General features: G+C 58.3%; 21 protein-coding genes, 2 pseudogenes and 1 riboswitch. Of the genes and pseudogenes, 13 read left to right on the top strand and 10 right to left on the bottom strand.

Annotation, left to right across the window (positions count from 1 at the left end; translation table 11 throughout):
• The first annotated feature begins 53 nt into the window (after window positions 1–53).
• Genes GF108_RS18795 through GF108_RS18775 form a run of 5 tightly spaced genes read left to right on the top strand, consistent with a single transcriptional unit; the run spans window position 54 to window position 4,624 of the window.
• Window positions 54–1,091, top strand: coding sequence for an ABC transporter ATP-binding protein (locus GF108_RS18795; protein ID WP_153669853.1), 1,038 nt, complete (start codon window positions 54–56; stop codon window positions 1,089–1,091).
• Complete coding sequence (locus tag GF108_RS18790; protein WP_153669852.1) at window positions 1,088–1,942, top strand: ABC transporter permease; 855 nt, start codon at window positions 1,088–1,090, stop codon at window positions 1,940–1,942. Before GF108_RS18795 ends, GF108_RS18790 begins: the two co-directional genes overlap by 4 nt.
• Window positions 1,939–2,739 carry an ABC transporter permease gene (locus GF108_RS18785; RefSeq protein WP_027232175.1) on the top strand — a complete coding sequence of 267 codons (801 nt, stop codon included), beginning with the start codon at window positions 1,939–1,941 and terminating at the stop codon, window positions 2,737–2,739. The genes GF108_RS18790 and GF108_RS18785 overlap by 4 nt, the downstream gene beginning before the upstream one ends.
• Window positions 2,736–3,515, top strand: coding sequence for a carbon-nitrogen hydrolase family protein (locus tag GF108_RS18780; RefSeq protein ID WP_153669851.1), 780 nt, complete (start codon window positions 2,736–2,738; stop codon window positions 3,513–3,515). Before GF108_RS18785 ends, GF108_RS18780 begins: the two co-directional genes overlap by 4 nt.
• Complete coding sequence (locus tag GF108_RS18775) at window positions 3,512–4,624, top strand: FAD-binding oxidoreductase (RefSeq protein WP_153669850.1); 1,113 nt, start codon at window positions 3,512–3,514, stop codon at window positions 4,622–4,624. The genes GF108_RS18780 and GF108_RS18775 overlap by 4 nt, the downstream gene beginning before the upstream one ends.
• Here GF108_RS18775 and GF108_RS18770 read toward each other — a convergent pair whose 3' ends face one another.
• Window positions 4,625–5,536 carry a LysR family transcriptional regulator gene (locus tag GF108_RS18770; RefSeq protein WP_153669849.1) on the bottom strand — a complete coding sequence of 304 codons (912 nt, stop codon included), beginning with the start codon at window positions 5,534–5,536 and terminating at the stop codon, window positions 4,625–4,627.
• Between the two features lie 295 nt (window positions 5,537–5,831).
• On the opposite strand from GF108_RS18770, the gene GF108_RS18765 reads away from it, so the two are divergent.
• The 6 genes from GF108_RS18765 to GF108_RS18740 are packed head-to-tail and all read left to right on the top strand — an operon-like array spanning window position 5,832 to window position 12,026.
• Window positions 5,832–7,037 carry an ABC transporter substrate-binding protein gene (locus tag GF108_RS18765; RefSeq protein WP_091951006.1) on the top strand — a complete coding sequence of 402 codons (1,206 nt, stop codon included), beginning with the start codon at window positions 5,832–5,834 and terminating at the stop codon, window positions 7,035–7,037.
• A 3-nt stretch (window positions 7,038–7,040) separates the two neighbouring features.
• A complete protein-coding gene (locus GF108_RS18760) occupies window positions 7,041–7,862 on the top strand; it encodes an ABC transporter ATP-binding protein (protein WP_246664026.1) in 822 nt (273 codons plus the stop codon).
• Window positions 7,855–8,559 carry an ABC transporter ATP-binding protein gene (locus GF108_RS18755; RefSeq protein ID WP_153669847.1) on the top strand — a complete coding sequence of 235 codons (705 nt, stop codon included), beginning with the start codon at window positions 7,855–7,857 and terminating at the stop codon, window positions 8,557–8,559. Before GF108_RS18760 ends, GF108_RS18755 begins: the two co-directional genes overlap by 8 nt.
• A gap of 2 nt (window positions 8,560–8,561) precedes the next feature.
• Complete coding sequence (locus GF108_RS18750) at window positions 8,562–9,449, top strand: branched-chain amino acid ABC transporter permease (RefSeq protein ID WP_153669845.1); 888 nt, start codon at window positions 8,562–8,564, stop codon at window positions 9,447–9,449.
• 1 nt (window position 9,450) lies between these two features.
• Window positions 9,451–10,428 carry a branched-chain amino acid ABC transporter permease gene (locus GF108_RS18745; RefSeq protein ID WP_153669843.1) on the top strand — a complete coding sequence of 326 codons (978 nt, stop codon included), beginning with the start codon at window positions 9,451–9,453 and terminating at the stop codon, window positions 10,426–10,428.
• 5 nt (window positions 10,429–10,433) lie between these two features.
• A complete protein-coding gene (locus GF108_RS18740; RefSeq protein ID WP_153669841.1) occupies window positions 10,434–12,026 on the top strand; it encodes a GMC family oxidoreductase in 1,593 nt (530 codons plus the stop codon).
• Here GF108_RS18740 and GF108_RS18735 read toward each other — a convergent pair.
• The 5 genes from GF108_RS18735 to GF108_RS18715 form a co-directional block, all read right to left on the bottom strand.
• Window positions 12,023–12,889, bottom strand: coding sequence for an energy transducer TonB (locus tag GF108_RS18735; protein WP_153669839.1), 867 nt, complete (start codon window positions 12,887–12,889; stop codon window positions 12,023–12,025). The genes GF108_RS18740 and GF108_RS18735 overlap by 4 nt on opposite strands.
• Window positions 12,889–13,341: a TonB system transport protein ExbD gene (gene exbD / locus GF108_RS18730; protein ID WP_027232164.1), complete on the bottom strand. Its 453-nt coding sequence runs from the start codon at window positions 13,339–13,341 to the stop codon at window positions 12,889–12,891. Before exbD ends, GF108_RS18735 begins: the two co-directional genes overlap by 1 nt.
• Window positions 13,342–13,352: 11 nt before the next feature.
• Entirely contained in the window at window positions 13,353–14,348 is a 996-nt protein-coding gene (gene exbB / locus GF108_RS18725) for a tonB-system energizer ExbB (protein ID WP_246664055.1), read from the bottom strand.
• 87 nt (window positions 14,349–14,435) lie between these two features.
• Window positions 14,436–15,626 (bottom strand): RHE_PE00001 family protein, encoded by a 1,191-nt coding sequence (locus GF108_RS18720; RefSeq protein WP_153669835.1) that lies wholly within the window; start codon window positions 15,624–15,626, stop codon window positions 14,436–14,438.
• A gap of 136 nt (window positions 15,627–15,762) precedes the next feature.
• On the bottom strand, window positions 15,763–16,470 hold the full coding sequence (locus GF108_RS18715; RefSeq protein ID WP_370462255.1) for a L,D-transpeptidase: 708 nt from the start codon (window positions 16,468–16,470) through the stop codon (window positions 15,763–15,765).
• A gap of 394 nt (window positions 16,471–16,864) precedes the next feature.
• On the opposite strand from GF108_RS18715, the gene GF108_RS18710 reads away from it, so the two are divergent.
• A complete protein-coding gene (locus GF108_RS18710) occupies window positions 16,865–17,260 on the top strand; it encodes a helix-turn-helix transcriptional regulator (protein ID WP_172982674.1) in 396 nt (131 codons plus the stop codon).
• A 751-nt stretch (window positions 17,261–18,011) separates the two neighbouring features.
• Here the strand turns inward: GF108_RS18710 and metA are convergent.
• Window positions 18,012–18,950 (bottom strand): homoserine O-succinyltransferase, encoded by a 939-nt coding sequence (gene metA / locus GF108_RS18705; RefSeq protein WP_153669831.1) that lies wholly within the window; start codon window positions 18,948–18,950, stop codon window positions 18,012–18,014.
• Between the two features lie 41 nt (window positions 18,951–18,991).
• Window positions 18,992–19,098, bottom strand: a riboswitch (SAM-I-IV-variant riboswitch).
• Between the two features lie 302 nt (window positions 19,099–19,400).
• On the opposite strand from metA, the pseudogene repC reads away from it, so the two are divergent.
• Window positions 19,401–19,716, top strand: a pseudogene (repC, locus tag GF108_RS22540) (replication initiation protein RepC).
• Window positions 19,717–19,737: 21 nt separating this feature from the next.
• On the opposite strand, the pseudogene GF108_RS18695 reads toward repC, so the two are convergent.
• The 3 genes and pseudogenes from GF108_RS18695 to GF108_RS18680 all read right to left on the bottom strand — a co-directional run.
• Window positions 19,738–20,436, bottom strand: a pseudogene (locus GF108_RS18695) (recombinase family protein); the annotation flags it as partial.
• A gap of 560 nt (window positions 20,437–20,996) precedes the next feature.
• A complete protein-coding gene (locus tag GF108_RS18685; protein WP_153669827.1) occupies window positions 20,997–22,643 on the bottom strand; it encodes a GMC family oxidoreductase in 1,647 nt (548 codons plus the stop codon).
• A gap of 395 nt (window positions 22,644–23,038) precedes the next feature.
• Window positions 23,039–23,698, bottom strand: a complete 660-nt coding sequence (locus tag GF108_RS18680; protein ID WP_051615048.1) for an RraA family protein — start codon at window positions 23,696–23,698, stop codon at window positions 23,039–23,041.
• Window positions 23,699–23,700: the final 2 nt, after the last annotated feature.

Raw genomic sequence — 23,700 nt, 5'->3', positions numbered from 1 at the left:
CACCACCCTTCGCCAGAAGGGTGGTGCTTAACAATCGAGATAATGAGGAGCAGATGTCCGGACTGGTATTGAACGATGTCACCAAGCGGTTTGGGACATTCGCCGCCGTCGAGAACGTGCGCCTTTCGGTGCCGCACGGCACATTTGTGTGCCTGCTCGGGCCTTCAGGTTGCGGAAAGACCACGTTGCTGCGCATGATTGCCGGCCTTGAGGACCCGACCAATGGCGCCATTCTCCTCGACGGGGCCGACATCACGAACGTTCCAACCCATAAGCGCAATCTCGGGATGGTGTTTCAATCGCTGGCGCTTTTCCCGCATCTGACTGTCGGGGAAAACATTGCCTATCCGCTTCGCATCCGCGGCAAGCCGCGCGAGGAACAGAAGAAGCGCGTCGATGAATTGCTGTCTCTCATCCATCTGCCTGGTTATGGAGACCGGCCCGTCTCGAAGCTCTCGGGTGGCCAGCGCCAGCGCGTCGCGATCGCACGGGCGCTCGCGCTGTCGCCGCGCCTGTTCCTGCTCGACGAGCCGCTGTCGGCGCTCGACGCCAAGCTGCGCGAAGCGATGCAGGTGGAGCTGCGCCAGTTGCAGCAGAAACTTGGCATCACCACCATTGTCGTTACCCACGACCAGCGCGAAGCCATGACCATGGCCGATACGGTCGTCGTCATGAACGGCGGACACATCAGGCAGGCCGCCTCCCCCGTCGAGATCTATCGCAAACCTGCCGATACGTTCGTCGCCGATTTCATCGGATCAACCAATCTGATCGAGACCGCCGCCGATAGTTCGGGAGCGGCTACGATCTTCGGACACCGTGTGCAAGGTCTGGCCCTGCCAGCGGGCACGCAGCGTGCAACGATATCGGTGCGTCCTGAAGACGTGCATCTGACGGCTCCCGGCAGCGGAGCGATCGACGGTACGGTGACCTTCGTTCGCGATCTCGGCGGCACGATCGAAACCTTCGTCGAAACGGGCGGACAGCAGATCATCGCCGTCTCCACGCCGCGCGAACGGCCCGACGTCGCCGCCGGCCAGAAGGTGGGCATAACGCTTTCGCCGGATGTTTGCGTGGTGCTCAAGCAATGAAGCGGGAACGGCCCCAATCCATTGCCGACTACGGCCCGCTATTCTTTCCGGCGGGCATGCTGCTCATTTTCTTCGTTGTTCCGTTCGGCACCATGATCACGGTCAGCTTCTTCCAGCGTCAGGAGGGCGGCTTCTATACGCCGGCGTTCGTGCTTTCCAATTATGAGCGGTTCCTGACGCCTTTCTTCGGCGGTGTCCTCAGCTTCTCCCTGATACTCGCCGTTACCGTCGCCATCTGTTGCGTCGTTCTGGCCCTTCCGTTCACTTATTTGCTCTCGCGGCTTTCGCGTCGTCTGCAGGTCTTTTGGCTGGTCGCGCTGCTTTCGATACTGTCCCTCTCAGAGGTCATCATCGGTTTTGCGTGGTCGACGCTCCTGTCGCGAACGGGTGGGCTCAGCAATCTCCTCGTCGCAGTTGGCTTGCTCAACCAGCCCGTCGCCCTGTTCCCGAGTTTTGGCGCCGTACTCACCGGCATTATCTACCAGGCCTTGCCCTATACGATCCTCGTTCTCTATCCCGCGATCGTGCGCCTCGATCCCACCTTGATGGAAGCAGCACGAACGCTTGGGTCTTCGCCGGTTCGCGCCTTCTTCAATGTGCTTGTGCCTGCGCTGCGCAATACAATCATGGCAACGCTGATCATGGTATTCATCTTTGCGCTTGGCTCCTACCTGCTGCCGCAAATCCTGGGTCGTCCGCAGCACTGGACCCTTTCGGTGCTTATTACCGACCAGGCGATCTACCAGTCGAACATGCCGTTTGCAGCGGCAATGGCCGTGTTCCTCGTTCTCGTGACGCTTGGGCTCGTCGCGCTCACCCTGCTCGTTGGCCGCAAGGGAGAAAAGGCATGACCAACGCGTTGCGCCGCCTCTATTTCGTGCTGATAGGCCTCTTTCTGGCGATGCCGCTCATCGTTGTTGCCGGAGTGTCGGTCAATGCCAAGCAGACGCTAGCGTTTCCGCCGCAAGGATTTTCGCTGAGCTGGTACGGCCAGATATTCACCAATCCCGAATGGCGCAGCGCGCTCGTCGCCTCGGTTATTCTCGCAACCACCTCGGCCGCCCTCGCGGTGCTGATCGCCCTCCCCCTCTCATGGTTTTTGTGGCGGCGCATTGCGCCATGGGCGAATATTTTCCAGGTCCTTGGGATAGCGCCCTTCACGCTGCCTCCCGTCATTACCGCGCTCGGGTTCCTGACGTTCTGGGCAACCACCGGCTTCTACGGTCAGGCGTGGACCGCGGTCATCGGCCATGCGATCTTCTTCGTCACGCTGCCGCTTGTGACCCTCTCGCTCGGCTTTTCCGCTATCGACCGGTCACTCGTCGAGGCCGCCGCTACCATGGGCGCCGACGACCGGACGATATTCCGCACAGTCGTCCTGCCGCTGATCCGCCCCTATCTGGTATCCGGCTATGCATTCGCGTTCGTCCTGTCGCTGAATGAATATATCGTTGCCTACATGACGGTTGGATTTACCCTCGAAACGTTGCCGATCAAGATCTTCAATGCCTTGCGCTATGGCTATACGCCGACCATGGCATCAGTGACGATCCTGTTCGTCGCGACAGCGGCAGTGATTTTCTCGCTGGTGGCCAAATTCGGCGACTTGCCGAAACTGCTCGGTGCCATGGCTTCGGAGGAGAAATGATGCGGATCGCGGCATTGCAGATGCAGTCTGCTCCCGGTGACGTGGACACCAATCTTGCCCGGATCGAACAAGCAGCGCAGGAGGCCGGGCAAGGCGGTGCCGACCTACTGGTCACACCTGAATTGTGCGTCACCGGCTATGGCGCGGGGGATATAATCAAGAGCCTCGCGGAACCGGCAACCGGCAGTCAGCTCAAAAGGCTTCAGAAGATTTCCACGGAAAGCGGAGTGGCCATTATTGCAGGATTTGCCGAACGCGACGGCGCTCACATCTTCAACAGCGCCGCATTCGTCAATGGGGATGGCGAGCCCGCCATCTATCGCAAATCGCATCTTTACGGACCCTATGAGCGCAGCCTGTTCAAACCCGGAAACCCCGACAACTGTATCGTCGAGTTGGGGCGTCTCAGGTTGGGACTGCTCATCTGCTACGATGTCGAATTTCCGGAAAATGTCCGCAGGTTGGCGCTCGCCGGCGCAGATGCGGTGCTCGTGCCGACAGCGCTCCCGAGGGGTCCGTCAGGCACGTTCATCACCGACCACATGATCCAGGTGCGCGCTTTCGAGAACCAGATTTTCGTCGCCTACGTCAATCAAGTTGGGAATGATGGCCGCTTCACATTTGCCGGCCGTTCGCGTATCGCTGCGCCCGATGGCAGTCTGCTTGCGGAAGGCCCGGAGGACGCGGAAAGCATGATGTTTGCGGATATTGACCCCGGCGCGTTTTCAGCATCCATAGCCGACAATACCTACCTTGAAGATTTGGGATCAGCATGACCGACACAATCAAAACGGATGTTCTTGTCATTGGCGCGGGGATCGCCGGTATTGGCGTTGCCGCTGCCCTGGCTTCGACGCATCGCGTGATCGTGATCGAGCGTGAGGATCAACCGGGCTATCATTCCACTGGCCGGTCGGCGGCAATCTTTCTACCCAACTATGGCGACGACGTTATCCGGGGCCTTAATAAGGTGAGTGCCCCGCTGTTCGAAAATCGCGACACGAGCCTCTTCCCGCAGCCGTTGCTTACGCCGCGCGGTTGCCTGACCGTGGCCAATGCGGCGAGCATTGCCGATCTTGAAAACTTTGCGCGCACCAGTGTCGGTGTCGAGATCATTTCTGTCGATCGTGCCGTTGAAATGGTGCCGATACTCAACGCAGACCATATTGCTGCAGCATGCTATCAGGCCGATGCCTGGGATATCGACGTCAATGCACTGCATCAGGGCTGGTTGCGCAAGGCTGCATCTCTCGGCGTTGAAATCCATACCAAGTCTGAGGTCGCCGGGGCGGAACGCATCGGCGACGAATGGCACGTTCAAGCCGGCGGCAAGGTGTTCGTGGCGCAAACCATCGTTAATGCCTCAGGTGCCTGGGCAGATCTGACGGCTGCGTTTTTTGGTGCAAGGCCGCTCGGCCTGACGCCGTTGCGCCGCAGCATCGCAGTGCTGCCCGCACCCGAAAACCACGACACCCGCGGTTGGCCCCTGGTCGATGACGTGAACGAAGCCTGGTATATGAAGCCGGACGGCGGACGGATGTTCGTTTCGCCCTGCGATGAAACACCAGTTGATCCGCACGACGCTTTCGCCGATGACATGGTGCTCGCGGAAGGTCTCTACCGTTTCGAGCAGGCGGTGACCGTTCCAGTCACGCGGGTCGAGCATAGCTGGGCAGGTTTGCGCACTTTTGCCCCGGACCGCACGCCCGTCGCCGGCTTTGACGCTGAAGTCGAGGGTTTGTTCTGGCTCGCCGGACAAGGCGGCTATGGAATTCAGACGTCCCCTGCCCTGTCGGCGTTGGCGGCAGCGCTCATTCGCGGTGAAGCGCCGGAACCCGAGCTTGAACCACTCCTGCCGAAACTGTCGCCGGCGCGCTTTTCCTGATCAGCCGAGAATCGGTTCTCCGGCAAAAACGCTGGATTGCGTTTTCACCTCGGACTTTATGAAATCGCTCAAGGCGCGGATACGCGGCGTGCTGACGATATCCTCGTGGCAGATCATCCAATAGTCCCGGTTGAGGTGCAGGTCTTTTGGCAGGACCGGCACCAGCTCGGGATATTTGCATGCAATGAAGTATGGCAGGATGCAGAGCCCGAAGCCCGAACGGGTGGCGCTGAGTTGCGCGAAAATACTCGAGCTTTGATAGGCTGGATGGAGACCAGGCAGGATCTCGCGCATGTAGTCGAGGCCCGGCGTGAAGATCATATCCTCAATGTAACCGATAAAGCGATGATTGGAGAGGTCTGACTGCTCGCGGATTGGCGAATGGCGCGCGAGATAATCGCGCGATCCATAAATGAACAGGCGATACGGCGTCAGCTTTTCCTGGAAATATGGCCCGGTTCGTGTCGCATGAAGCGTGATCGACAGGTCTGCATCGCGGCGCGACAGCGATACGATCTGCTGGATGGTCACCATTTCAATGGAAAGGCCAGGGTAGGACTGCGCCATGCGCGGCATGCGATCGGCCAGGAAGAAGTTGGCAAACCCTTCCAGGATGCTGAGGCGGACAACCCCGGTCAGCGAGACCGTCCCCTCCGAGGCTTCGTTTTGAAAACGGTCGGCTTCCCGTTCCATGATCTCGGCCGACTCGACAAGTTTTTCTCCGAGCGCCGTCAGTACATAGCCACGAGGATTGCGTTCGAATAAACGCGCAGACAGCGATTCCTCTAGCCTGTCGATCCGCCGCGAAACCGTCACATGATTGGTGCGCAGGCGGCGCGCGGCCGTCGTCAATTGACCGGTGCGAGCGACGGCAAGGAAATACTGGAGATCGTCCCAAGTGAACTGGCGCAAAAACGGCCCTTTATGGTCTGTACATTTTCGTACTTATTCTGTGCAAAAATAGGTGTTTGTGTACCTATTTGTCAATGTTACAGTTTTTTCAAACGCGTGGTTGCCGGTCGGGAGAAACAGGGCAATCATAAGATGAATTTTGTCCGCTCCAAGGGGCGGATTGAGGAGGAACCGGAACCAGGGAACGCGGAACTGTCCGCGTGTATTCCTTGGGCATTTTCATTGAACCATTCGGCGCGCAGCAGTCCATCACCCGATGATCCTGTGAGCGTACAATCTTTGGGAGGAGTTACGAATGAGACTTTTGGCAATTGCAACAGCAGCTCTGATGGCCGCAACAGTCATCCCCGCGGCCAGCGCCGAGATATCGGACGGCAAGGTCAAGATCGGTATTCTTAACGACCAGTCGGGCGTTTACGCTGATTTTGGTGGCAAGTGGTCGTTCGAAGCCGCAAAGATGGCGGCCGAAGATTTTGGCGGCAAGGTGCTCGACGCACCGATCGAAGTCATTTCCGCAGACCATCAGAACAAGCCTGACATTGCCTCCAATATCGCGCGCCAATGGTATGACACCGAGCAGGTCGATACCATCATGGAGCTGACCACCTCCTCGGTGGCGCTGGCCGTGCAGGGCATCTCCAAGGAAAAGAAGAAAATCGATCTCGTGACCGGGGCAGCGACTGCGGAACTCACAGGCAAGCAATGCTCGCCTTATGGATTCCATTGGGCCTATGATACGCACGCTCTTGCTGTCGGTACTGGTGGCGCCCTCGTGGCGCAGGGCGGCGATACCTGGTTCTTTCTCACCGCCGACTATGCCTTTGGCTATTCGCTGGAAGAACAGACGAGCAAGTTCGTAACGTCGAAGGGCGGCAAGATTGTCGGATCAGTGCGCCACCCCTTGGCGACGACCGATTACTCGTCCTTCCTGTTGCAGGCACAATCCTCGGGCGCAAAGGTCATCGGCCTTGCCAATGCCGGTCTTGATACGGCCAATGCCATCAAGCAGGCGGCCGAATTCGGCATCGTTTCCGGAGGTCAGCGCCTCGCGGCGCTTCTCTTCACCCTTGCCGAAGTACACGGTCTCGGTCTTGAAGCCGCACAGGGGCTGACGCTGACGGAGAGCTTCTATTGGGACCGCGACGATCAATCGCGTGAGTTCGGCCAGAAATTCTTCAAGCGGACCGGCCGTATGCCAAACATGATCCAGGCCGCGACCTATTCGGGCGTAACGCAATATTTGAAGGCTATTCAGAAGGCTGGCACAGACGACACGGAAAAGGTGGCGGCCGCCATGCATGAAATGCCGGTTGATGACGTCTTTGGCCGGGGCGCAAAGGTCGGACCGAACGGGCGCCTCTTCAGCGACGTCTACCTGATGGAGGTCAAGAAGCCGGATGAGAGCAAGGCGCCCTGGGACTACTACAAGGTACTTGCAACCGTTCCGGGAGCCGAAGCTTACATCAAGCCGGAAGAGAGCGGCTGCCCGCTGGTCAAATAACGCATGGCCGCAACCCAGACCAATCCGGCGGGCGGGGGAGGAACCTCCTCTCCCCTCGCCGACCAACGACAAGGACCATCGGTGGTCCTGTCGGCGCGTGGCCTGCGTCGCGACTTTGGCGGCTTCATCGCCGTAAACAATGTCGATCTCGACGTTTACCATGCGCGCGTGCACGCCCTGATTGGGCCGAATGGCGCGGGCAAGACGACGGTTTTCAACCTTCTCACCAAATTCTTGCAACCATCGAGCGGGACGATCACGCTGCTTGGCAACGACATCACAAAGACCAACCCTGCCAAGGTCGCGCGCATGGGGCTGGTCCGCTCGTTTCAAATCTCCGCCGTTTTTCCGCATCTCACCGTGCTTGATAATGTCCGCGTCGCGCTGCAACGGCCGAGCGGCCTGTCGAACCAATTTTGGCTACCGATGACATCGCTCAACCGGCTCAACGAGCGGGCGCTGGAATTGATCGAGGCCGTAGGTCTTACTGACGCACGCAACAGCCCGGCGGCGGATCTCTCCTATGGCCGCAAGCGCGTGCTCGAGATTGCCACGACGCTAGCGCTTGATCCCAAGGTCCTCCTGCTCGACGAGCCGATGGCCGGCATGGGGCACGAAGATGTTCATACCGTTTCGGACATTATTCGCGAGGTGGCCAAGGATCGCGCCATCCTGATGGTCGAACATAATCTCAAGGTAGTTGCCGACCTCTGCCATCAGGTCACGGTTCTGCAGCGAGGCGAGATTCTGACGTCCGGTGATTATCGCACCGTCAGTCAGGACGAGCGTGTCCGCGTGGCCTATATGGGGACCGAACATGACTAAGCCGCTTCTGGCCGTACGCGGTCTCAATGCCTGGTATGGCGAGGGCCATGCCCTCCATGGCGTCGATCTCGATATCAACGAAGGCGAAACGGTGACGTTGCTTGGGCGCAACGGCGTCGGCAAGACAACGACGCTCCGCTCTATCATGGGTATCATTCGCAAACGCACCGGCACCATCACGTTCGATGGCAAGGATATGATGCGCGTGCCGCTGCATCGCACCGCCCATGCCGGCATTGGTTTCGTACCGGAAGAGCGCGGCATCTTTGCCACGCTTTCCGTCGACGAGAATCTGAACCTCCCGCCTGTGGTTGCCAAGGGCGGGATGTCGATCAACGAAATCTATGAACTCTTCCCCAACCTCAAGGAGCGGCGCAACAGCCCCGGCACCAAGCTTTCCGGCGGCGAACAGCAAATGCTGGCGATTGCCCGCATCCTGCGGACTGGTGTCAAGCTGTTGCTCCTGGACGAGCCGACAGAAGGCCTCGCGCCTGTCATCGTACAGCGCATCGGCGAGGTTCTGGTAACGCTCAAGCAGCGCGGCATGACGATCCTTCTTGTGGAACAGAACTTTCGTTTTGCCAGCAAGGTGGCCGACCGATTCTACGTGGTCGACCATGGCAGGATCATCGACAACTTTCATGTCAGCGAACTTACCGGCCGCATGTCGATGCTCAACGAAGCTTTGGGAGTCTGACGATGACCATGATATTCGGCGTTCCTCTCCAGGCGTTCCTCGGGCAATTGCTGATCGGGCTAATCAATGGCTCTTTTTATGCCATGTTGAGCCTCGGCCTTGCGATCATTTTCGGGCTGCTTCGCGTCATCAATTTCGCTCATGGCGCCCAATATATGCTGGGTGCCTTCATCGGCTACCTGCTCCTGGCCAAGCTTGGCATCGGCTACTGGCCGGCTTTGATCCTTGCGCCCCTGGCCGTCGGCCTCGCAGGAGCCGTCATTGAGCGGGTTGCGCTGTCGCGCCTATATAATCTCGACCATCTCTATGGCCTGTTGTTCACGTTCGGCCTCGCGCTCGTGATCGAAGGCACCTTCCGCTATTATTTTGGTGCCGCCGGACAGCCCTATGCGGTGCCGAATGCCCTGGCTGGCGGCGTCAACCTCGGCTTCATGTTCCTGCCGAAATATCGTGCGTGGGTGGTCGTCGCATCGCTCGTCGTCTGTCTAGGCACCTGGCTCCTGATCGAGAAGACCCGCCTTGGCGCGTACTTGCGTGCAGCGACGGAAAATCCGACGCTTGTCCGGGCCTTTGGCATCAATGTGCCTTTGCTGCTCACGTTTACCTATGGCCTTGGGGCCGCACTCGCCGGGCTCGCGGGAATCCTTGCGGCGCCGATCTATCAGGTCAGCCCGCTGATGGGCTCGAACATCATCATCATCGTTTTCGCGGTGGTGGTGGTCGGGGGCATGGGGTCGATACTCGGGGCGATCGTGACCGGTTATATGCTTGGCATTTTTGAAGGGTTGACGAAGGTCTTCTATCCCGAAGCATCGAGCATCGTCATCTTCGTCATCATGGCAATCGTGCTGCTTGTGCGCCCTGCGGGGCTGTTCGGTAAGGAAGCGTGAGATGAGCGAAGCTGCCCTATCCGCGCCGAAGGCGCGCCTCAACCGGGAAACGGTTCTGATACTTATCGGCGTGGCTCTTTTGATATTTGCGCCGTTTCATGTCTATCCCGTGTTCCTGATGAAGGTCCTCTGTTTCGCGCTCTTCGCCTGTGCCTTCAATTTGCTCCTCGGCTATACCGGCATCCTTTCCTTTGGCCACGCAGCATTTTTTGGCGGCGCGGCCTATTTTACGGCCCACGCGGTCAAGGAATGGGGCTTTTCACCGGAACTCGGCATTCTCACCGGTGTCGCCGGTGCGACCGCCCTTGGCCTGGTCATTGGGTTTCTTGCGATCCGCCGCCAGGGCATCTACTCGACGATGATTACACTTGCGATGGCGCAGATGTTTGCCTTCTTCTGTTTGCAGGCGCCTTTTACCCACGGCGAAGACGGCATTCAGGGAGTGCCACGAGGGTATCTCTTCGGGTTTATCGATCTCGAACAACCGCTCAACATGTATTTCTTCGTGCTCGGCGTGTTTCTGGTCGGGATGTTCATCATCTGGCGCATCATCAATTCGCCCTTCGGCATGATCCTAAAATCCGTCCGCGAAAATGAAAACCGCGCCATATCGCTCGGCTATTCGGTCTCGCGCTACAAACTCGCCGCCTTTGTGATGTCCGCGGCGTTGACAGGCCTTGCCGGCGGGCTCAAGGCTATTGTCTTCCAGTTCGCCACACTGACGGATGTAAGCTGGCAAATGTCGGGTGAAGTTGTGCTGATGACGTTGCTGGGTGGCATTGGTACTCTCGTCGGGCCTATCTTCGGCGCCGCACTCATCGCGACGCTGGAGAACTACCTTGCAACCTCCGAGTTTCCGGTGACGGTCATCACCGGCATCATCTTCATGGTTTGCGTCCTCGTCTTCCGACGCGGCATCATTGGCGAACTCTATGCCTCGCGCCTCGGCAGGATGCTTGCGAGCAAACCTGAGAACTGATCAAAATGGACGGAACCTATGATTACATCATCGTCGGTGCGGGAACGGCGGGTTGCACGCTCGCCAATCGCCTGTCGGCAGATCGCAACGTTTCGGTTCTGCTTCTCGAGGCCGGCGGCAAGGACAATTACCCCTGGATTCATATTCCGGTTGGCTACCTTTACTGCATTTCCAACCCCCGGACGGATTGGTGTTTTTCCACGGAGGCGGAGCCGGGCCTGAATGGACGGATATTGAACTATCCGCGCGGAAAGGTCCTTGGCGGCTGCTCCTCGATCAACGGCATGATCTACATGCGCGGGCAGGCGCGCGATTACGATCTTTGGCGGCAGGACGGGTGCACCGGCTGGGGATGGGACGACGTGCTGCCCTATTTCAGGAAATCGGAAGACTATTATCGGGGCGCTGACGAATTTCATGGTGCGGGAGGCGAGTGGCGCGTCGAGGAAGCGCGCCTCCACTGGGATATTCTCGATGCGTTTCGCGATGCCGCGGAGGCGGCGGGCATTCCGCGCACCGATGATTTCAATCGAGGCAATAATGAAGGGTCGTCCTATTTCAAAGTGAACCAGAAACGCGGTATCCGGTGGAATACCGCGAAGGCGTTTTTGCGCCCTGCCCTCAAGCGGCCGAACCTCACCGTGGCGACCAGCGCGCATGTGCGCAGACTGGTTCTCGATGGGCTCGAAGTCAAAGGCGTCGAGTTCGATCAAGAGGGCGCGGCCAGGACCGTGGATTGCCGCCGCGAAGTCATTCTCGCCGCAGGCGCTGTCGGCTCTCCGCATATTCTGGAGCTTTCCGGTATCGGACGGGGCGAAGCCCTCCAGGCGGCTGGTATCGAGACGGTGCTCGATCGGCGTAGCGTGGGCGAGAACCTGCAGGATCATTTGCAGTTGCGCTGCGCCTACAAGGTGACCGGGATTCCGACACTCAACGAGAAAGCCAACCGCTTGCTCGGCAAGGCTTCGATTGCACTGGAATATCTGCTGAGACAGTCAGGTCCCATGTCGATGGCGCCAAGCCAGCTCGGTGTGTTCACGCGTTCGGATCCATCATTTGATACACCCAACTTGCAATATCACGTGCAACCGCTTTCATTGGAGAAGTTCGGCGAGAACGTACACGCATTTCCGGCTTTTACGGCAAGTGTATGCAATCTCCGTCCCGAAAGCCGAGGGACAGTGCACGTGAAGTCGCCCGACCACCGGATGCAGCCCGCCATTCGACCCAACTACCTGATGACGCCGGGTGATCGTCATGTGGCTGCCGATTCGATCCGCATCACCCGCAACATTGTGGCGCAGAAACCATTGCAACGGTTTCAGCCGGAGGAATTCAAGCCCGGACCCTCCTATCAGACGGAAGAAGAGTTGATTGAAGCTGCCGGTGCGGTCGGCACGACAATCTTTCACCCGGTCGGGACGTGCCGGATGGGCGCGGATGAAGCCTCGGTGGTCGATCCGCAATTGCGGGTCCGTGGCATCAAGGGGCTGCGGGTGGCGGACGCATCGATCATGCCGACAATCACCTCAGGCAATACCAATTCGCCGACAATCATGATTGCGGAAAAGGCTGCGGAAATGATCGTGCGCGGTTAGCGGATCAGAAACGGGACGGTGAAGCTTTGGCGCGATACTGTGACATTGGCGGGAGCGGATGGTACTGGTGATGCCCGACGTACGGCATCGAGAACGCCCTGGTCAAGGATTGGGTTGCCAGAACTGCCAACGATGCGGGCGGAAACAATATCGCCGTCGCGCGTGACGGTAAAGCTGACGCGAACCGTGCCCTCGCCTGATGTGCGGGCGCTGCGGGTGCGGCGGATAAGATAGGCCTGGACCCGTGAACTCCACTTTTCCGCCTGCCGCGCCGACGCTGCGCTGGAAGCTGCAGGCTGCGGCTGCTGCACTGCCTGACGGGGCGTTTCAGCCTCGGTCCTTGCAACCGCCGTCTTCGGTTCCGGCCTGCGGACGGCCTTCTCCTTCTTTGGCGTGTCAGGCTTTTCCGGCTCTGGGCGGACGACGGGTAAAGGCACGTCGACATTGGGAAGTTCCACGACTTCCTCGGCCTGTTCCTGCACCGGTTCGGGCGTCACCTCCTCCACGGGCTCTGCCTCTTCAACCGGCGTTACCTGCTCTTCCGGTTCCGGCTGGACTTCGGGCAGAGCTTCGGGTGATGCAGCCTCCTGCTCGACAGCTTCCGGCTCAGTCGGTTCGGGCTCGATTGGTTGCGCTTCCGGTGCAACCGGTTCAGGCACGATCGGCGCAGGCAGTGGCTCCATGTCGATGATAATGGCGTTCGCGATATCACCTGCAGGTTCAACACTTTGCCGGCTTTGTAAATACCAGGCTCCGCCCGCGTGGAGCGCGACGACGACCAGTCCGGCTGCCGACCAGAGACCGACTTCGCGCCAATCGAGACGCGGGCCCCCTCCCCCGGCGGTGCCAGACCCATTGGACATCACTGCGCGCTTTCACCTTTGGGAGCCAGAGGTGCGCTTTCAAGTCCGACCAACGCAATCTTGAGGTAACCATGGTCCCGCAGCGCGTTCATCAGGTCCATGAGCGAACCGTAGTCAACCGCCTTGTCGGCGCGCAGGAAGATTCGCGTCTCCTTGTTGCCCGTCGTCTTCTGGTCGAGGAACTGGCCGAGGGAGTCGCGTGTCATCGTGTCGTTGCCAATGGCGATGGATTTATCGTCCTTCAAAGTCAGATAGACCGGCTGGTCTGGACGAGGCGCCGGCGTCGCCGTCGAGGCCGGCAGGTCGACATTGATGTCTACTGTCGCGAGCGGCGCCGCGACCATGAAGATGATCAGGAGTACCAGCATGACGTCGATGAATGGCGTCACGTTGATTTCGTGGTTTTCCTGAAGTTCGTCGTCGGAGACGTTGTGCCGGATGCCGCCTGCCATGGTCGTGCCGCCTATTCTGCCGCTGCGGCGCGCTTTGATGCTTGTGGGACAAGCGCATAATCGGCGTCGCGGCTGACGAGACGTTCGACGCCGGCCGATGCATCGGCAATCAATTGGCGGTAACCGGTAATCGACCGCGCAAACACGTTATAGATCACAACCGCCGGAATTGCGGCGACAAGGCCGATCGCAGTTGCCAGCAGCGCTTCAGCAATGCCCGGAGCCACGATCGCAAGGTTGGTTGTCTGCGATTCCGAGATGCCGATGAAAGAATTCATGATGCCCCAGACCGTCCCGAACAGGCCGACGAAGGGCGCGGTGGAACCAATCGTGGCGAGAACGCCAGTGCCACGGCTCATGCGCCTGCCTGCCTGCACCTCGATACGAGCAAGGCGCGAGGCAACGCGTTCCTTCAGACCGTCGGCGCCGGCATGTTCTCTCGCATCTGCGGACAGGCGGACTTCCTGGCGAGCGGCATTAACGAGTGCAGCCCCGGGCCCTCCCCTCCCCTCAAGCGCTTTTTCCGCGTCGCTCAACGTGGCTGCGTTGGTGATGATCTGGAGTGCGCGATGAGCGCGAAGGCGCGCGCCTGCAAGTTCGAGTGTCTTGGCGAGCCATACGGTCCAGGTGACGAGCGAAGCAAAGCCAAGCCCGATCATCACACCTTTGACGACCCAATCGGCCGCCATGAACATGCCCCATGGTGAGAGATTGTGCGGCAAATTCCGCAGCGTGACCTGCGGGGTTGGAGCCGCCGCATCCATCGGCAGAACCGCGCCTGAAGGCGCAGGTGATATCGTTTGTGGAGACGTGGTTACAGCAGGGTTTGTGGTTTCCGGGGCGGGCGCCGATTGTTGCGCTGAGTTGGATTCCGGAGGGGTTGCCGTTTCCTGTGCGTGTGCCGTTCCGCAAACGGTAGCCGCGAATACGAGCGCGGCCAACAATGGGCCAACCGGCAACCATTGCGAAAAACATGCCTTCGAGACTTTGTCGGCCTGTGTCTGCATCATTAGCCGTTCCTTCAACTGTAAGTAGAAAGCGGCTTATTATTTATGAGAAAATTAATCAACTATATTCTGGGGAATATTCGCTCGCTAGATGAGTCCCCATGCGCGGTAGCGCCCGCGGCCGGTCATCTCGCGCACGCCAAGTTCCGCGATAAGGTTGAGGGCGCCGCGCTGGGACACCTTGAGTTCCTTGGCAATCAGAGCCGTCGAAACCATAGGGAGTGAAAGCACAAGATCGATCATCCCCGGGAGGCTGGAGGTGGAGCGGCGGTCCTTCAATTTGCGCTCCATCTGCATGCGGGCGAGTCCAAGCCGTTCGACATCCTTGAGACCGGTCGTTGAGGAGGTCTGGACTGCCTCCAGAAACGCGAGCAGACGCGTTGTGCGGTCGCGCGAGCGGCGCCGCTCGCGTGGGACGGAACGCAGACCCGCATTCAAGGCGGCCATGTGTGATTTTGTCTTGCCGCGTTCCCGCAACATGGCGGCAACGAGCATGGGACCAAGCCAATGCTGGTGCTGTAACGGCTCGATCTGTTCCCACGCATCCCAGGCCACCGCGGCTGCAAGCAGTGGCGGTAGGCCATGCGAACGTTCATACACCTTGAGCCAACGATCCAGTCGCGCATCTTCATCCCAATCGGGATCATAAACGAGTGGGTCGCCGTCCGGGGTCACCGCCGAGGGAGGCGGTTCTGTCCCCTGCCTGGAGGGAGGATTCGGAAAAGCGGAATTTCCGGGTTCTGCGAGAAGCCGCGTCGTGCGGTCCAGCAATGTATCGAGGCGGGCCAGACCGTCCTCGAATTCATTCTCGGCTTCGGTTTTTGCAAGGTCTGTAACCGGCTCCGGGCGATGAACTGGAACGGGCGTGAGCGGGGCCTCGCTAAGTGTGCGTCCACGCAGCGCGGCAATGCCTTTTGCGCTAAGGGCCCAGCCTGGGGCGTTGCCCGCGACCTGACGCCGGCAACGCAGGATCGCATGTGCCTTGGTCAACTCGTGGGTTGGGGTGCGAATATCCATCCTGGCATCGTGAAGCACGAGGTCCTCGGTGTGGACGAGTTCGCCAGCGAGCCACAAGGCATTGCATGCTTCGATAAAGTGAGAGCGGGTTATCCAGCCTTCGTTTTCCCGCAGCAGCCCTTCGCGGGTGCGGCGGCCACTGGGCTCGCCAAGGTCCCCTTTTCGGCCGAGCCGGTCGTCGAGGCGAGCGAGAGCGTCCTCTGCGGCAACGAGCGGATCAAGCAAATCCCAGGGTGAAAAATCAGCCGAATCGTAAACCATTGAAAACATGGTAAACGAAAGGTTAAGCGGAAGCTATATGCGCATTCGCTTCCAGCCGCGCGTTGCCGATTCGTTAATGTCGAAGAGAGTGAATCAACGAGCTGGTCTAATGCCAAGTCTAGACGCTTTGGCGACGTTAGCCAACCACGACCGTCGCTTTTCCAGGGACACGATTATAAAGATCGATGATGTCCTGGTTGATAAGGCGGACACAGCCAGAGGACATCGACTGTCCAATGGACCACCATTCCGGCGAGCCATGGATGCGGTATCCGGTGTCGACGCCATCCTTGTAGATGTAGAGTGCGCGGGCGCCCAGCGGATTCTGCGGACCGGGCTCCATGCCGTTTTCGTATTTCGCAAGCTCGGGTTTGCGGCCGATCATTTCGCGTGGCGGCGTCCACCGCGGCCACTCCTTCTTGTATTGAATGTTGGCGCGACCGCTCCACAGGAAGCCGGCCTTGCCAATGCCGACTCCGTAGCGGATCGCATCACCACCCGGCTGAACAAGATATAGGTAGCGCTCCTGCAGCCGGACGACGATCGTGCCGGGTTGCTCGCCTGTCGGGTCGACAACAATCTGGCGACGAAACTGCGCTGGAATTTTCTGATAAGGAACGGCCGGAAGTGAGTACGGCCCCTCCTCCACGGCCGCATACATGACGTCGGGTGCGGTCACGGATTTGTCGACGCTGATCTGCGGGCGGATACCGCTCGTGGGGAGCGGGTCTATATTCATTTCGGGCAGCTCAAAAGTCGTTTGGGTGCAGCCCCCTACACCCGCCATTGCAAGTGAGCCGACGCCAATCAGAATTTGGCGCCTGGAAACAGAGTGAGATTTGATCTCGGTTGTGAATGCGTCGTTGCTCTGGGACACTGCAGTACTCGCTTACAAGCCGGTGCATATACGCTCTGACTGTATGGAAATGTGGTTTACAAATAGTGAAGTCGATAGGGTTCACTGAACTTGAGCGTCAATTGACAGCTGTCAACACGATGTCACCGAGGCGCGGCGTTGACAGCTGTCAACCCAGTACGTTCCGATATAGATCTAAGGTCGAATTTTGAAATCTGCTCGGCTGATTTAAGGTTTGCACAATCACTCGTTTTACTTAATTCAATTTCAACATCAGGTTGCACCTCGCCGATCTGCGAATTTCAACACTCAATAAGAGTTATCAAGAATGATAGATGACACGGCCCTGCTCTTTGGTTCCGCGCCCTCCCATTCAGGCCAAATGGATGAATCAACGCCTACGAGCGCAAGCGCGGTCCCGGCCAAAAGTCCTACGCAGCAGTTCGCTGCCGCGGAGGACTTCATTCGCCACAACCTTCTTCAGCCTATCAATCTTTCCGATATCGCCAGCGCGGCCGGGGTGAACACCCGGTCATTGCAACGCCTGTTTCGCAGGCTGAAGGGGGTAACGCCCATAAACGTGCTGCTGGATTGCCGTATCGAGGCAGCTCGAAAGATCATCGAGAATGGGGACGCAATGTCGGTCAGGGAGCTCGCCGCCCGCTTTCACTTTGCCAACCCAGGCCGGTTCTCGAAGCTTTACCGTGAGACATTTGCCTGCACACCTTCGCAGGATATTCGCCTGTATCGCCCTGTTGATGCGGCTGAGGCGGATTGAACAAGTTAGGGCGCCACACGGCGCTCGAGCAAGATAGTACCGTGCATGGAAAACACGGGGAGCGCCGCTGGCGGGCAAAGATGCCAGCGGCGCCCTTGGGGTCACAAGGTCGGGAGGTGGACTCTGCCTTGACAGCCTGATGGTACAGATCCACCTCCAATCAACAATCACCCCGGCGGGGGAAGTGGATAACGGGGAGATCGACAATAAACGCTTGGCGTCAGAGACCACGCTTGCTGAGATGTCCCTAAGTTGGAGCTAGTCAAGTACCCGCCCGCATTCAACGCAGGCTGCGATACCGACTTCGCGTCGGGTGTGGTGACGGCAGTCTTGATGAGCTAAACTCAGGGAACCGCGCGATGGCTGCAATAAAGTGGCAGCCGCACGGGCCAAACCTGGACACGCTCTATCCAATTTCCAACCGACTTCCGGGATGTCGCTCCCAGTCATTGGCATAGATCCGACACGGAAGTGGGGGAGGGCGTGCGGGATTTCCATTGCTCACGCTCTATTGAGAGGTGAGGTGATACGATTGGAAATCAACGACTCGCACTCGACTTAAAGCGCGCAAACTCTATGTCTCCGCTTATGCCATCCCGCGTAGCATCCATACGACCTGGATTCCGATTCAGATCAGGCGGGACCGGGCAAATCGGGTCAAGGTCGAACGGAAGCTAAATACTAATAAGCTTCTATTTCATTTACATACGTCAAAGAATCCGCGCGTAAATCAGCGACATTCCTTATCGCGTCAACCTACCAGCTGTCGCGGTATCATGCCTATGTCGTCCACGTTGAAAGGCGTGGTTTGATAGATCTCATTGATCCAATTGCCGAAAAGGAGATGGGCAGCGCTGCGCCACCGGTTCGCCGGCCTACATGACGAATCGTCATCGGGAAAGTAATTGCGAGGCAGCGGCATTGAAGGTGCGTTTGCGAGATCGCGGAAATACTCGTCGCCAAGTGAGTTCGTGTCATATTCGAGGTGGTTGAACATGTGGAGCGACCGGCATGAAGGATCATCGACCAGACCTAGCCCCGTCTCCTCCGCCTCAAGCAGCACGTTTATGCCGCGCCCCTGTGGGATGTCGTCGCGCCGAACCTCCGTCCATCGCGATACCGGCATAAGCACGTCATCGGAGAAACCGCGCAAATATGGCGAAGCGGGCGCGAGGTTGCCGTGGTTGAAGATGCCGAAAGCCTTTGCCGACAGGTCGTGCTTCGGGATGCCGTGAAAATGCCAAAGCGCAGCTTGGGCTGCCCAGCAGATAGTCAGGCAGTGATGGACATGTGACTGCGTCCAATCGAGAATGTGGCGGAGTTCATCCCAATATTGCACGTCTTCGAAGGCCAGATGCTCGACCGGCGCGCCGGTAATTATAAATCCGTCAAACCGCTCGGCACGGACTTGCTCCCAGGCACGGTAGAATGATGCCAGGTGCGTCACCGGCGTGTTGCGCGCCACGTAATTGGTTATCCTAACGAGGGTGAGTTCGATCTGCAGCGGCGTTGCGCCGACCAGCCTTGCGATCTGCGTTTCCGTGCTGATCTTGTTGGGCATCAGATTGAGCAATCCGATCCGCAGCGGCCTTATATCCTGACGCACGGCGTCCCGTTCGCGCATGATATTGACGCCTTCGGCTTCGAGCTGGCGGCGTGCGGGCAAGTCGTCGGGGATCTTTATCGGCATTATCGCGCGTTCCTGTTGGTTCGCTGGACAGACGCCGGTAGCTAAATCCGTATAATTGCCGGTTCGGCCACATCCTCCCTGACGGAAGTACCACCTTGCCCGGAGCGCAGGTTGGCGTTGGGCGTCAACCCAACTCTTGATGTCGAACCACTTCTAAGCACACCATCGCAACTTCGCAAGTCTCTTTTGCTACGGCATCCGGCGTTTGCGCAGGTTCTGCCGCCGCCTTTTCAACCGACTCAGCCAGGTAGTGGCTATACTGTTGGAAAGTCATGTAAATGAAAAGATTCCGAGCGCCAACGAGCATTAATCTGAGCCGCAGCAACAGAATTCAAACAACGACTCTTCATCTGATATTGAACTCGCTTCAAAAACAGCCAAGGGGCAAAATCTCGACCCAACCAACCAAGGGCAGAGGATGCGACAAGGACCTATCCGTTAGGCCTGGTGATGAAGGCCCGTCCGGAGATCGCCGACTATGCGCCAAGCGGTATTGGTACCTGGCGGGAGCTGATAGCGACGGCCGCACAGGTGCGGGGCTACCTTGGTATTTTGCCCTCGGCTTATGAGGAGTGTGTTTGGCCAGGAAAACACCGCCCCTGTCATTGCCTGCATCCTCGAGCGGGTACAAGCCATCAACTCAGCTGGGGGCTATCTGCGCGTCCTGACCGAAAAGGCGAGGGCAGGGGAGTTTACCGTAGGACCGATGCTGATAGCAGCCCTCAAAGCCAACGGCGTGCGCCCGCGACTGGTGGCGGCGACGTGAAGGATGAGCGCGTGAAGACCACTATACGCGGACGAGCCCGAGCTTTCGCGCCCGGTCAGCAGGTGCTTGACCGAGGAGGCGGCCCAGCGCGACGAAACGCGTGACGTGCCTCGTGCATCCGATGTCGCGAAGTGTCAGGTCGGGGTTTGCATTCGCAATGCCTGTGATCAGCATCATAAGCCGGTCTTCCGGTAAGCGGCGAGGGGAGGGGAGGGGAGGATAAGTCATGGATCAGCCAGTCCTTCGCTGACCAGACGCCTTACCGACCGGCGCAGGCGATCGACCGACCAATTCTGGCCGTTTTCACGGTTGAGGCTGCGCGTTACGTCTTCCATGGATGATCCGGGCGCATTCGTTGCACGATGGGCAACCAGGATGCCATGATAGTGGTGAGATCCGCTAGATGAGTGTGCTGTCGCGCTCTCGACGCCTTCGCAATGGCTTCCGGCAGTCGCGCACGCAAGCCAGGATTGCCGGGAAGCTTGCCGCGGGCCTTTGCCGCTTTGATGCCCGCCTTGGTGCGCTCGGAAATCAGGGCACGCTCGAGCTGGGCAACGGCACCCAATTCCTGCAGCGAAAACATGCCCTGGCCTGGGGCGTGGAGGTGTCGATCGGGCAACGAGCGGAAATGCGCGCCCTTGGCTTCCAGCTGTTCGATAACTTGCAGCAGATGGCTGACGGATCGCGCAGGCGATCAAGCCGTACCACTACCAGCACCTCTCTGGCTATACAGCAGCCAACCGGATCACCACGCGCAACTTTGCGGACATCCGATCGCCCTTTGTTAGTCTCCAAGGCTGCAAGCTAAATCTGAGCAGACATCGACTATCTGCTCCCGAACCCAAATATGCACAGGATCATTGTCGAATGTTTGAGGCCATGCCACCGCACATCAAACGCCCCAAAGTTGAAGGGGGGCAGCGCTATTTGGAATCCATTGGAGAATGGAGACTATGAACAGTTCGCGATTGCATTGTGAGTATCGCGTCACTCTTCTCCAAGTAAACTGGCCCCAGAAACAATTGATTGATCGTCGCGATCATCCGCCGCTTAGCCCAGTGCGCGGACCTAGGCGAAATAGCGGACGGTACCGTTGACGATGGCGGCGGCCGCGCCCCGGGTTTTCGCTCCGGTGCTCATCAATTCGCCTGGGCAAATGTTCCTGTTTGTGGTCCTTGAAATCGCACAAGCTCGGCCGAGCGCGAATCGCGCGGCCATTCTTGAGGGCGGCAAGTTGCAAGAACTCTTCCGCAGAAATCGCGAACCGGTGCGTCACACGCTCAAACCAGGTGAGTGGTTATTTCGGTTGCTATCGTGTGTGCCAAGCGAGCGGCCAACGTGATGGCGCTTAAAGTCGGATTAGCTTGCCCGGAAGTGGGGAATACGGCGCTGCTGGCAAGAAACAGATTCCTGACCCCGAATACGCGACAATTACGATCGACGATACCGGCTTTTGGGCTTAGTGCCATTCGGGCGGTTCCAATCTGATGGACGCCATCACCGGCCTGATCCATGACACTCGGTTGACGTTCTTCCGGTGGGCCATGCCAGATCAGTTCTCCTAGTCCGGTTGATTTCATCCAACGGTCAAGGTGATTATGAGTGTCGACAACGGCTTCGGCGTCTTTCGACTGAAAACGCAGGTCAAGAATCACCTTTCTTAAACCGAGCGCATCGCGTTCATTAACAAGACGGATGCGCGAATCTACGTTGGGAAGATGCTCGGCGTGATAATGCAAAGGGTAACGACGAGCACCGTTGAGCAGATGCAGACCAGGGAGCCTTCGGCTGGAAAGCGACCTGCCGTATATGAAGCGTGGGAGAAATTTCGCGATCGCCGGCAAGCCGCGAGCGACATTGAGTGCGTGCGCCGCTTTATGCCCACCGTCGCCCACATTAATGCGGCGCAGCGACTCACTTACCAAAACACGTCCCACCGGTGGTACGGATAGAGTGAGATAGGCTAGCGACAAGACTGCATCTCGATGGCTTGCATCGGCCATGGCGGGAAGCTTCGGCCAGAACGAAATATTGGTCAGGTTTTCCTTTGCCTGAAACTCACCGCTGCCGGTAATCCGCCGGCGCCCGAAAGCACCGTCCGGCCCGCGGAAGAAATCCAATGCTTTGTCGAGTCCAGCATGAGAAAAATGTATATCGGCAACATCGCCGGAAAGATGTCCCATATAGAATCTGCCGAGCGGACCCTCTTCTCCCCCAAAACGTTTTGGTGCTTCCGCTTGTGCAGCCAGTAGGAGACGGGTCGTTTCGACCCCACCGCAAGCAAAGATGTAAGCCTTGGCTTTAAGCAACCCCATCGAGCCATCGCGGCTCCTGACTTTGATTGCTTCTATACCGTCATCATGCGCGAAGCACATATCGGTCACTGTCGCACCGAGGCATGCCTTGATCAAAGGCGATCGCTCGATTTCCTTACGATAGGCCACGCCGAAGCTGACAGGCTGAGCATAGCGCATCAGATTGCCGGTAGAAAAGTTATTGTCCACGAGCTCCAGTCCGCGAACAGGCTGCTGGAATGACTCGCCGCAATTGGCATAACGGCAGGCAATCTTCAGATAATCGGCAAACTCACTGTAGGCTATTGGCCATATCGCGTCTGCAGTAATTGGGCGGTAGGCAAAGTCGATCGGATCAAGTGGAACGCAGCCCGCTCCCCAAAGATTTGATGTCCCGCCAAAACTTCTTTGAACTGAAAGCGTCATGTCGCTGTTGCGTCGGATGTCCGCGCGTTCTGCATCCGACAGCGCCTGTGCGGCGGCATCAGGCTTGAACAGGCCGGACTCGATGAGCGTTATCGATTGCCCGAGCCGCGCAAGTTCCAATGCTGTTACGATTCCTACCGGCCCTGAACCGACCACACAAATATTGTGTACCTTCGACAGAAGGTTGGTTATATCACCGACGAACATGAAATCCCCCAGTTCTGTTCTCGGTCTTCAGTGCGCATTTGAGCCTGAAGGCTCGCTGAGTATAGTTGAACGCGACACCATTGGGCAAATCATCCATTTGGGCAGGTGTGCTAGTCGTGGATTGGCAGAATGCGCCAGGGCTGAACGGTGGCGGCGTCGCCCTATCAAGCACGTTCTTGGTGCAATTCATCGCTGCCGATAACGACAGGTTTCCAAGTATCCGCGTTTTCAGATGGAAACACCACTGGCTGATCGCATCACAGCTGATTTGGGAAGCCTTGCCCTCGGAGGATATGGCAGTTACCTTTCCGCGAACCACCAAGGAAGCTCGGTTGACATCAGGATGGAAACCCCAAAGCGACGGTGGGTGGCCCGCCTTGGCGGGCCACCCACATTCAAGCTGGCCAGACCGACTGCAACTTTTCTCCCGCAAGAATACGGTTTCGCGCGGCCGCCTCGTTTTTGCCGAGTGCATCGGCGGCATCAGCAACGTCGCGCAGCCGTTCCTTGGGTATTGCTACAACACCATCGATATCGCCGAAGATGATATCGCCGGGGCTTACGGTCACCCTTCCGATTTTGACTGGTACCTGAGATTTTTTCGGTTCTTTCTTGCCGGTCACACCCACGGGGCTCGGCGACGTACCGAACAATGGATAGCCCAGTGCGCGGACCTGGGCGAGATCGCGGACGGTACCGTTGACGATGGTGGCGGCCGCGCCCCGGGTTTTCGCTCCGGTGCTCATCAATTCGCCCGAACAGGATCCATCGGCACAAGAGGCGTCACAGACCAAAATTCCGCCCTTGGGCGTATTGTCAATCGCGTTATGGTAGACGTCCTGGGGCTCTCCCTTGCGATCAGAAGGTTCGAATAGAACGGTTACCGCGGGACCGCACACGACTTCTCCCGAGCCAAGGGCCCCAAGAAGCGAAATCCCGTCGAGGTATCCCCATAGGCCAAGATGCTCCATGCTGTCGTGGACGTCGCCGGAGTACCATTTCTTAAGGCGCTCTATCGAGTCCCAATCCGTGTCCGAATAGTTGAAATCAGGCATTT

It is taken from the genome of Phyllobacterium sp. SYP-B3895 (genome assembly GCF_009647635.1).
Taxonomy (GTDB): Bacteria; Pseudomonadota; Alphaproteobacteria; order Rhizobiales; family Rhizobiaceae; genus Phyllobacterium; species Phyllobacterium pellucidum.
The sequence above is the reverse complement of the archived record's forward strand: the minus strand, read 5'-3'. Positions and strand labels throughout refer to the sequence as shown.

Bases quoted from the DNA above. Each gene is read 5' to 3' on its own strand.
- GF108_RS18795 (WP_153669853.1), top strand. From the start codon at position 54: ATGTCCGGACTGGTATTGAACGATGTCACCAAGCGGTTTGGGACATTC.
- GF108_RS18790 (WP_153669852.1), top strand. From the start codon at position 1,088: ATGAAGCGGGAACGGCCCCAATCCATTGCCGACTACGGCCCGCTATTC.
- GF108_RS18785 (WP_027232175.1), top strand. From the start codon at position 1,939: ATGACCAACGCGTTGCGCCGCCTCTATTTCGTGCTGATAGGCCTCTTT.
- GF108_RS18780 (WP_153669851.1), top strand. From the start codon at position 2,736: ATGATGCGGATCGCGGCATTGCAGATGCAGTCTGCTCCCGGTGACGTG.
- GF108_RS18775 (WP_153669850.1), top strand. From the start codon at position 3,512: ATGACCGACACAATCAAAACGGATGTTCTTGTCATTGGCGCGGGGATC.
- GF108_RS18765 (WP_091951006.1), top strand. From the start codon at position 5,832: ATGAGACTTTTGGCAATTGCAACAGCAGCTCTGATGGCCGCAACAGTC.
- GF108_RS18760 (WP_246664026.1), top strand. From the start codon at position 7,041: ATGGCCGCAACCCAGACCAATCCGGCGGGCGGGGGAGGAACCTCCTCT.
- GF108_RS18755 (WP_153669847.1), top strand. From the start codon at position 7,855: ATGACTAAGCCGCTTCTGGCCGTACGCGGTCTCAATGCCTGGTATGGC.
- GF108_RS18750 (WP_153669845.1), top strand. From the start codon at position 8,562: ATGACCATGATATTCGGCGTTCCTCTCCAGGCGTTCCTCGGGCAATTG.
- GF108_RS18745 (WP_153669843.1), top strand. From the start codon at position 9,451: ATGAGCGAAGCTGCCCTATCCGCGCCGAAGGCGCGCCTCAACCGGGAA.
- GF108_RS18740 (WP_153669841.1), top strand. From the start codon at position 10,434: ATGGACGGAACCTATGATTACATCATCGTCGGTGCGGGAACGGCGGGT.
- GF108_RS18735 (WP_153669839.1), bottom strand. From the start codon at position 12,889: ATGTCCAATGGGTCTGGCACCGCCGGGGGAGGGGGCCCGCGTCTCGAT.
- exbD (WP_027232164.1), bottom strand. From the start codon at position 13,341: ATGGCAGGCGGCATCCGGCACAACGTCTCCGACGACGAACTTCAGGAA.
- exbB (WP_246664055.1), bottom strand. From the start codon at position 14,348: ATGCAGACACAGGCCGACAAAGTCTCGAAGGCATGTTTTTCGCAATGG.
- GF108_RS18720 (WP_153669835.1), bottom strand. From the start codon at position 15,626: ATGGTTTACGATTCGGCTGATTTTTCACCCTGGGATTTGCTTGATCCG.
- GF108_RS18710 (WP_172982674.1), top strand. From the start codon at position 16,865: ATGGATGAATCAACGCCTACGAGCGCAAGCGCGGTCCCGGCCAAAAGT.
- metA (WP_153669831.1), bottom strand. From the start codon at position 18,950: ATGCCGATAAAGATCCCCGACGACTTGCCCGCACGCCGCCAGCTCGAA.
- GF108_RS18685 (WP_153669827.1), bottom strand. From the start codon at position 22,643: ATGTTCGTCGGTGATATAACCAACCTTCTGTCGAAGGTACACAATATT.
- GF108_RS18680 (WP_051615048.1), bottom strand. From the start codon at position 23,698: ATGCCTGATTTCAACTATTCGGACACGGATTGGGACTCGATAGAGCGC.